This is a genomic window from Butyricicoccus sp. (assembly GCF_050872565.1).
Lineage (GTDB): Bacteria > Bacillota > Clostridia > Oscillospirales > Butyricicoccaceae > Butyricicoccus_A.
In genome coordinates, this window is sequence record NZ_JBNMHC010000061.1 from 1 (window position 1) to 8769 (window position 8769).

Annotated in this window: 9 protein-coding genes and 1 pseudogene; 1 reads left to right on the forward strand and 9 read right to left on the reverse strand. The window is 47.6% G+C overall.

What is annotated here, in order from left to right; genetic code table 11:
- On the reverse strand, window positions 1-506 hold a 506-nt coding region (locus ACR0P9_RS04240; protein ID WP_432617630.1), incomplete at its 3' end, for an NAD(P)H-hydrate epimerase.
- A gap of 38 nt (window positions 507-544) precedes the next feature.
- On the opposite strand from ACR0P9_RS04240, the gene ACR0P9_RS04245 reads away from it, so the two are divergent.
- Window positions 545-796, forward strand: coding sequence for a hypothetical protein (locus ACR0P9_RS04245; protein ID WP_432617632.1), 252 nt, complete (start codon window positions 545-547; stop codon window positions 794-796).
- Window positions 797-858: 62 nt separating this feature from the next.
- Here ACR0P9_RS04245 and ACR0P9_RS04250 read toward each other — a convergent pair whose 3' ends face one another.
- The 8 genes and pseudogenes from ACR0P9_RS04250 to ACR0P9_RS04285 form a co-directional block, all read right to left on the reverse strand.
- Window positions 859-1464, reverse strand: a complete 606-nt coding sequence (locus ACR0P9_RS04250) for a hypothetical protein (protein WP_432617634.1) — start codon at window positions 1462-1464, stop codon at window positions 859-861.
- A gap of 98 nt (window positions 1465-1562) precedes the next feature.
- Entirely contained in the window at window positions 1563-2447 is an 885-nt protein-coding gene (locus ACR0P9_RS04255; protein ID WP_432617636.1) for an SH3 domain-containing protein, read from the reverse strand.
- Window positions 2448-2611: 164 nt separating this feature from the next.
- A complete protein-coding gene (locus ACR0P9_RS04260) occupies window positions 2612-3511 on the reverse strand; it encodes an SPFH domain-containing protein (RefSeq protein WP_432617638.1) in 900 nt (299 codons plus the stop codon).
- A 25-nt stretch (window positions 3512-3536) separates the two neighbouring features.
- On the reverse strand, window positions 3537-3980 hold the full coding sequence (locus tag ACR0P9_RS04265) for an NfeD family protein (protein ID WP_432617640.1): 444 nt from the start codon (window positions 3978-3980) through the stop codon (window positions 3537-3539).
- Between the two features lie 76 nt (window positions 3981-4056).
- Window positions 4057-4899, reverse strand: coding sequence for an EcsC family protein (locus ACR0P9_RS04270; protein ID WP_432617642.1), 843 nt, complete (start codon window positions 4897-4899; stop codon window positions 4057-4059).
- 5 nt (window positions 4900-4904) lie between these two features.
- Window positions 4905-5957 (reverse strand): tRNA-dihydrouridine synthase, encoded by a 1053-nt coding sequence (locus ACR0P9_RS04275; protein WP_432617644.1) that lies wholly within the window; start codon window positions 5955-5957, stop codon window positions 4905-4907.
- 146 nt (window positions 5958-6103) lie between these two features.
- Window positions 6104-7765, reverse strand: coding sequence for a Na/Pi cotransporter family protein (locus tag ACR0P9_RS04280; protein ID WP_432617646.1), 1662 nt, complete (start codon window positions 7763-7765; stop codon window positions 6104-6106).
- 259 nt (window positions 7766-8024) lie between these two features.
- A pseudogene (locus tag ACR0P9_RS04285) lies at window positions 8025-8769 on the reverse strand (diaminopimelate decarboxylase); the annotation flags it as partial.

Here is an 8769-nt window from a genome sequence, read left to right on the forward strand (position 1 = left end):
ACTGCGCCCTCCGCCGCGATACCGGTGTCCGCCTGTAATCCGCTCGGCAAATCCAATGCGGCAATATACGTGCCGGAACGCTGCATGAGATCACAGGCTTTTCGTCCGGACGGGCGCAATTGTCCATGAAATCCTGTACCGTATAATGCATCGACGATAACATCGGCAGTTGTCTCGTCCACGTCATCTATGATCTGCATCGTGATTGGCAGTTGATGCAGCAGCGCATAATTGGTCTTTGCATCCTGCGTGACCGGCTCACCTTCCGCAAGAATTACCGTAACAGCTAATCCATCCTGTGCGGCAAGACGTGCAATGACAAAGCCATCTCCGCCATTGTTTCCTTTTCCGGCCAGTACCGTGATGCTTCGCGCATTTGGCACGCGCTGGCGAAGGATATGATACGCCGCTGTTCCGGCATTTTCCATCATTTGATAATAAGAAACACCATGGGCATCGGCGTCTTTTTCGATTTGTTTCATTTGGGCGACAGTGACAACACGCATAATTTCCTCCTATTTTTACACGAAAGGAATGACAATCTATGAAAATGATGACAGATGTATTTATCTGTCCTTCGACCGGCTGGGGTGTTTTTCTCGTTTATGACGAAGAAGAATGTGAGCTATACGCCCGTGTCTGTGACGAGGACGAATGGGATCCCGATCTTGCAGACGAAGACCAGCTATCTGATTTTGAAGAAACCGAAATCTGGTGCAGACAGTTCGGGTATCGTCGCTGTGATTCTCTCATCGAGGCAATGGAAGCGGCCGATATGTTCCAAGCCACATTCTAATTCAAGTATAGCATTTTGCTCAAAAAATTGCAATCTCAAGCAAATAGCCTGCTGTGTGCAGGCTATTTGCTTTCTCCAGAGATATGCAGTGTTCCATCTTGCGAAGCAATCGAAACAATCGAAGGGAATGTTTTTTCCAGTTCTATCCGAAGATTTCGTTCCAATGGCTCTAACAAATCTTCTTGCATCCAGTCACTCGGCAGTTCCATAGATGCTACAGACAGTTTCTGTAATATAAGATTCGCTTTTCCGTTGTTTGCTTGCAGCTGAAGCTGACAAGACACGGGCAATTCTTCGGGCAAAAATTCCAAAACCGCAGCATACGACTGTGCCATGCTGTCTGATTGTTGACTTAGCAGCTCTGCCGCCTGTTTCTTTGACAAAATACCCGAAACTGCTATTTTCTCATCCTCTTGGATTTCTACAGCGAGATTAGTAAGAGGCAAGACATCTCCGCATGTGTCCTGTACAAGAGAAACGAAAAACGAACTGTCGTAGGTCTGTGTGGTCATCTGTTCTTCCTGCACCGTCGTGTGTTCCTGCATCTCTGTGTCACCCGGTACATGTTCCGGAACCGTCTTTCCAACCGTTCTGCTCAGTGCCACGGCACCTATCGCCAAGCATACACCGGCTATGATACCAATTGTTTTCCAGCGCGTCTGCATCATACAACACTCCCCTGTGTACAGCCTATGCTGGATCCGAAACCTTTATACATCGCAACGCAAAAAGAAGCATACGGTTCATTCCCGTATGCTTCCTACGTTTATTTTTTTGTGTACACGGTTTCTCCGTCATATACTGACTGCATATAGCCAGAGATCTTTTCTCCATTGGAATCAGTACAAGAGATTTTAATCCAGCCGTCGTCATCCGCTTTGCTCAAAACGGTAATGCGGTCTCCCTTTTTGAGCGTCGTCAAAATATTATTGGCGTTTTTGGTCGTCGGCTTGCTGCGTACATTCATCCCCAGCTTCATCACAGCCGTTGTTTTTTCCGTGGTCTGTTTGCTGCCTTCCTCTACAGATACGCTGCTCTCTACAGCCGGTTTGCCAATGGTAAGCTGAATGGTTTTATCTGTATTCGCCAGCTTCCAACCTGCCATTGCGCCAATAACAAAACAGACAATCATACCAATAACAGCCCAACCTGCTTTGGATACATGGAGCGAAGAAACTTTCTCCCGTACAGCATCCGATGAAATCACGGTCTGTTTGATTTTAGATGCCGTGGCATGAACCGGAGATTCTCCTGTCTGTTTTTCCATTCTTTCCTGTTTTTTCTTTTCATACTTTTGAAACAGACCGGACAGCAGCGGTTCCGGACCATTCAGCCATTCATCCCAGTTGTTGCAAATATCATTCGCTGCATCCTCAGGAATAATGCGCGCACCATTTGGTGTGCGTGCATGTTCTGCATACCACTGCACGATCACTTTCAGACGTTTATTGATATTTTCATCTGACAGGGTTGTCTGATTCTGTGCTTCCTCCAAATAGGCCATGCAGAAGTCATACAGAACATCTTCCGCCGTTTTTCCGGTATGTTCTTGCTCATAAGTGCAGTCGAGCAAATGAATAACAGCTTCTACACTTTTCCGATCATCCAGATCAAAAACCTCCGGGCTGAACTCAAATCGTTCTTCCGACATAAAGGTTCCTCCTTCTTCTGTTTGTATCCTCTATCAATATATATCGACAATTTCAGTATAATGCAAAACCTTATTTTTTTCAACTCTTTTACTGGATGTTTCGTACATTTAAAAAACTGGCAGAGAAGTACTCTCTGCCAGCTTTCTATTTTCATACAAAATATTTATTCTTTTGCTTTCGGACTCGGTGTCTGCCATACTTCCTGCAACGAGGTTGCCAGTCCAGCCATGCCCTGAATTTCAGACGGGATGATAATCTTGGTTGCCTTGCCGTCTGCCGCCTTGGTAAATGCCTCCAATGCTTTCAGACGAAGAACCTTGTCGTTCGGTGCCGCCTCATTGAGCAGTACCAAAGAATCCGCCAGAGCCTTCTGTACCGTCATCAGTGCTTCTGCCTGACCCTGTGCTTCCTTAATCTGTGCTTCACGCTTTGCATCAGCACGCAGAACCATGGATTCCTTTTCGCCCTGTGCAACCAAAATGGCAGATTGTTTCTGACCTTCTGCAACAAGGATTGCTTCGCGACGTTCGCGCTCTGCCTTCATCTGCTTTTCCATGGATTCCTGAATCGCCTTCGGCGGAATGATATTCTTCAATTCCACACGATTGACCTTGATGCCCCACGCATCGGTTGCTTCATCCAAAATCGTGCGCATCTTAGTGTTGATAACATCGCGAGATGTCAGCGTTTCATCCAGTTCCAAGTCGCCGATGATGTTTCGCAGGGTTGTTGCCGTCAAATTTTCAATTGCTGCCATCGGGCTTTCTACGCCATAGGTAAACAGCTTCGGATCGGTAATCTGAAAATACACGACCGTATCAATCTGCATGGTTACATTATCCTTGGTGATAACCGGCTGCGGCTCAAAATCCACAACCTGTTCCTTAAGCGTAACACGGCGTGCCACACGCTCAATCAGCGGAATTTTAAAATGCAGACCTGTCTGCCAAGTTCCCTGATATGCACCCAATCGCTCAATCGTATACGCCTTTGCCTGCGGAACGATCTTGATATTGGAAATCAATACGACCAGCACAATTAAAATCAAAATAATTGCTACCATATGTTCGTCCTCCTTCTTGTTCTGCTTACGCCCTCTTTACGATTGCCTTGACACCGGAAATGGCGGTGACAACAACCGTTTCACCTTCCGGAATGCAGTCGTTTGGATCAGACGCGCGTGCGCTCCAAATCTGTCCCATCAGGCGAATCTGACCGGTTTCCTGCTTGGCATCAATCGTCTGAATGACAACCGCTGTTTGGTCAAGAATGCAGTCTGCATTTGTCCGATCAATCGTTGTCAGCAGCTTGCCGCGGACAACCGGTCTCAGCAATAGCAGCATGACAATCGCAACCGCCAGACAAACACTGAGCTGTACGATCTCGCCAAATCCCATCGCCGCTGCCGCCATAGCTCCGACAGAGCCAACCGCAAACCAGATGGTAATCAGCTGCACCGTACAGGCTTCTGCCACCAGACAAAAGATCAGCACGCCGATCCAGATATACACAGGAGAAATAGTCATCATCATGAAGATTCCCTCCCTTCCTGTTAACTATATCATATTTATCCAGCAATGTACACAACAAGATGATTACAAAATATTTCTATATTGGCTGTTTCTGCTCCGCTTCGCTGTTCCATTCCCTGTCCAACAAATACCGTCTTCGATATTTGAGCATAGCATAATCCGTGATGCGCTTGAGCACGGTGACATCTGTTGCGCCGCCAATCACGCCGACCAGCATTTTACCCTGAATAAATTTCGCGTACAGCATATCATCAGACAATGCTTTTGCCGTAAGATGAATCTGGTCAGTGAGGTCAAACGCCAATTTTTTTGTCTCTTCCGGCTTTTGCTGTTTGCTGCCGCACAAATTTTTGCACAAGATATTCATATCTTCATCGCGTTTGCGCATTTCTTCGCCGCTGTACAGCGCTGTTTCAATGACACGCAGCTGAAAGAATCGCTCCTCCATGTTGTCATAGTCATAGCCAAACGACAGAGAAATCTCATATAAATTGCGCAGCATCAGGCTGACAAACAGTGGAATATCCGGCAGTCCCAATCCGATCAAGCCAAAACCAATGCCTTCCAAAGAGGAAAACAGCAAATTTTTTCTGGCATATCCCGTCGCTTTTCTGCGAAAGGCGCGCACATTTTGCTTGTCCTCTCGAATTTTTGCCGCATATTCCCGCACCTCATATTCTGACTGTCGTTTTTCCTTGTCATAGGTCTTCTCAATGACGCCGGTCCCCTTGTCAAAGACCACAGTAAACGCCTTAATAAAGGCGGCATCCAGTTTGGATTGCAGGGTTTTGGGGACGACTTTTTGGAGCTTGGAAAACAACTTCGTCCCCTGTACGCAGTTTTTATAGATATACTTTTCTTCCCGCCTGCGCAAATCGTCCCATTCCTCTTCCCAAATATTTTGTCTTTTGCGTCTCATGCCAATCACTTCTGTCTTTTTTCATGCAGTAAACGTCCGGCACAGCGATCCGGATTGATGCGCCACTGACATACACTGCAATCCACACATTTGTCTGCCTTTCGTCCAGCCAGTGCGTCCGACGCCCACTCCGGATTTGCAAGTGAGCTGCGGCCGACATCAATCATATCGACATCTGTCAGTTCCAATGCCCCGCGCGCATCTTCCGGCACGCGGATGCCATTGACAGCGAAAACAGGAACAGATACCTGCTTTTTGATTTCTCCCGCCGCATAAATAATGTCTTTATACGGAAAATCTGCCGGCTTTTCTGCTTCCTGTTCCTCGGTAAATCCATAGGAAATATCCAGAAAATCTATGCCATGCTCTTCCAATATCTTGGCGTGGCGAATGCCATCCTGCAACGTCGGCTCAAACGCGCCCAAGCGAATGCCAACCACAAAATCCTCCGGCACAATCTTGCGAATACCGTCCAGAATTTCCAGCACAAATTGTTCCGGATGCGTGCCATAGGTATCCGTGCGCGTATTGACTCTGGAATTGAAAAATTGGCACATTAAATACCGATGGCATCCATGCAGCTCTACGCCGTCATAGCCCGCCTGATACGCGCGCCGTGCCGCAGAAATAAACGCCTGCTGCATCGTATGAATCTGTTCGACAGACATCTCTACACCGGTCTTATCTCCCAGCACATACGCACTGGGACACAGCGCGTGCTGCGCGATACCAACAATACCAGCATGATGAATCTGTACAAAAATCGGACATCCTTCTGCATGAACGGCATCGGTGATTCGGCGCAGACCTTCAATCTGTCCATCTTCCCAAATGCCGAGCTGCGTCTGCGCCAGCTTGCCTTCCTCTGTCACACAGGTTGCCTCCTGAATAATCAGTCCGGCACCGCCGCGCGCCAAACGACGGTAATGTTCTACGTGTTTGTCATCGACATATCCACTGCCATCTGACCAGTTGTAAATCACCATTGGCGGCACACAGATACGATTGCGAATGGTTGTATTGCGAATAGAAAACGAATCAGATAATTGTTTTTTCATCATTCTTCCCCTTATTATATGATTTACTCTTAGTGTACCACGATTTTCCTCTGTGTGTGTGAAAAAATCGTAAAATAGCAAGAATATAACAAAATCCGGCAGAAAACACAGGATTGTCCGTGTTCTGCCGGATTGTTGTCTCTTTTTTAAGCCGGATCCGTGCTCAATACCGGCGGACGGATGCCGCCGGAAATCTGTGCATTTTTCCGCGCAATAAATACCATATCATCAGCATGGTCGCCGATTTTTTCAAAATCGTGCAGGGCTTCTACAAAGATAATGCCCGGCTCTGTGGCACACTGCTTGTTGCTCAAGCGCTTGATATGATTGTTCTCATAATTGCGCTTCATATTATCTACCTTGTCTTCGATATGATGCAGCTCCAATGCATCCTGCTCAGTCAGGTTATGACACAGGAATCCGCTGAACGCACGATCAAACAGCAAGAGATCTGCTTCATACATGTTCTTCAATTCCTGTCGAGCTTCTTCTGAGTAAATCAGATCTTTTTCCAAGCACTGCTCGGTCTTTTCCAACAGATTGATGGCATGGTCGCCGATGCGTTCCAAATCACCAACCAAATGGAACATATTGCCGACCAACTGCGGTACATGCGCCGGAAGGCTGTGACCGCTGAACTGTACCAAATAGTCTGTGATGCCATGGTTGAGGAAATTGATGACATTCTCTGTCTCACGAATCTTTTCCGCCTGGCTGACGTCATTGTTCAGCATACCTTCTGCTGCCAAAATTAAGTTTTCCCGAACCATGCCGCCCATGCGTTCGGATTCCTTATACAGCTGATGGATAGTCGCACTCGGCGCATCAATCTGCTTGGAGTCAATGTAAACAAAACGATAGGCATTTTCGTGCACCTTTTTCGGAATGACACGGTACGAAATATCGACCAGCCAACGAACAAACGGCAACAGGATCAGTGCTGTTACCAACTTGAAGGTGATATGGAACATCGAGATCTGTACAACCGTATTCGATGTAAACAGGTTGTAGATATTGACAAACGGCGTCAACATACAGATCGGAATGAAGATAATCGCGCCAATCACGTTATATACACAGTAAATAACTGCTGCCCGCTTGGTGTTATTTTTTGCACCGATTGCAGACAGGAACGGTGTAATGGAAGAGCCAACGTTGATGCCGCAGATCAAAAAGGCTGCGAAGTGCATCGGCATCAGTCCTTGCATAGCCAGAGCCTGCAAGACACCAACTGCCGCAGACGAACTCTGGATCACACCACACAGAATCAGGCCGACAACGAATCCAAGGAACGGATTGGTCGCGCTGGCAATAAACTGCTGAAATTCCGGCATGTCCTTCAGACCGGACATCGAATCACTCATGGTGTGCAGACCTTGGAACAGGATACCAAAGCCCAGAATAATCTGTCCAACATATTTCTGTACCTTTTTCTTGCAGAACATCTGCATCAAAGCACCGACAAAAATACATACCGGAGCAAGCCACGAGATGTCCAGCGCAATCAAGATACTCGTCATGGTTGTGCCGACGTTGGCACCGAGAATGACGCCAGCTGCCTGAAGCAAGTCCATAATACCGGCGTTCAGGAAGCCCATACACATAATGGTTGTCGCAGAAGATGACTGCACGCAGGCGGTGACGAAAACGCCCAGAAGGAAGCCCATAACCGGGTTGCGTGTCAGCTTCTCCAGCAGGTTGTTCAGCTTTGGACCGGCTGCAAGCTCCAATCCGGCACCCATGTACTTCATGCCGAACAGGAACAGTCCCAATCCGCCGCACAAGGCTAGAATGTTACTAAATCCCATATAGTCTCCTCATTTCGAGTTGTTTCGCTTTAGAAAGCGGTCTGCCGCCACTCTTCACAATTTTTCGACAGACAGATTTCTGCGGCTTTCAAAATTTATTATAACACTCTATGTTGAGAATTGCACGAATTTTTTACATAAATGATACGTCATATTTACAAATCTTACATAGATTTAACAATTGTGCGTCACACGCAAAAATGCCGCAGAGAATACAGCGTGTGTATCCTCTGCGGCATTGGATCAAAATTCGACGATATTACTTGTTAAACAGGCCGGTAACGTCCAAGGTTGCAAAGTAATCAGCCGGTGTTTCTGCACGGCGCATCAGCTCTGTGGTGCCATCCTCACGGTACAGCACTTCTGCGGAGCGCAGACGACCGTTGTAGTTATAGCCCATGGAGAAGCCATGTGCGCCGGTATCATGAATGACGAGCAGATCGCCCATGTCAATCTTCGGCAGCTGGCGGTCAACGGCGAACTTATCGCAGTTCTCGCACAGAGAACCGGTGACATCATAAGTATGATCGCACGGAGCATTCTCCTTACCCAGTACCGTGATGTGATGGTATGCACCATAGATTGCCGGACGCATCAGGTTTGCCGCGCAGGCATCGACACCAATGTAATGCTTATAGGTGTTCTTCTCATGGATGGCGCGAGTCAGCAGACAGCCGTATGGACCAAGCATGTAACGTCCCAGCTCAGTGTACAGCGATACATCGCCCATGCCAGCCGGTACGAGGATCTCCTCGTATGCCTTGCGCACGCCTTCACCGATGACCTTGATGTCGTTTACGTTCTGCTCCGGACGATACGGGATACCTACGCCGCCAGACAGGTTGATAAACGTGATATGTGCACCGGTCTCTTCCTTCAGCTCAACAGCCAGCTTAAACAGAATGCGTGCCAGAGCCGGATAATACTCATTAGAAATCGTGTTGGAAGCGAGGAATGCATGAATGCCGAACTCCTTCGCGCCCTTCTGCTTGAGAATCTTATAC

Bases quoted from the DNA above. Each gene is read 5' to 3' on its own strand.
- ACR0P9_RS04245 (WP_432617632.1), top strand. From the start codon at position 545: ATGAAAATGATGACAGATGTATTTATCTGTCCTTCGACCGGCTGGGGT.
- ACR0P9_RS04250 (WP_432617634.1), bottom strand. From the start codon at position 1,464: ATGATGCAGACGCGCTGGAAAACAATTGGTATCATAGCCGGTGTATGC.
- ACR0P9_RS04255 (WP_432617636.1), bottom strand. From the start codon at position 2,447: ATGTCGGAAGAACGATTTGAGTTCAGCCCGGAGGTTTTTGATCTGGAT.
- ACR0P9_RS04260 (WP_432617638.1), bottom strand. From the start codon at position 3,511: ATGGTAGCAATTATTTTGATTTTAATTGTGCTGGTCGTATTGATTTCC.
- ACR0P9_RS04265 (WP_432617640.1), bottom strand. From the start codon at position 3,980: ATGATGATGACTATTTCTCCTGTGTATATCTGGATCGGCGTGCTGATC.
- ACR0P9_RS04270 (WP_432617642.1), bottom strand. From the start codon at position 4,899: ATGAGACGCAAAAGACAAAATATTTGGGAAGAGGAATGGGACGATTTG.
- ACR0P9_RS04275 (WP_432617644.1), bottom strand. From the start codon at position 5,957: ATGAAAAAACAATTATCTGATTCGTTTTCTATTCGCAATACAACCATT.
- ACR0P9_RS04280 (WP_432617646.1), bottom strand. From the start codon at position 7,765: ATGGGATTTAGTAACATTCTAGCCTTGTGCGGCGGATTGGGACTGTTC.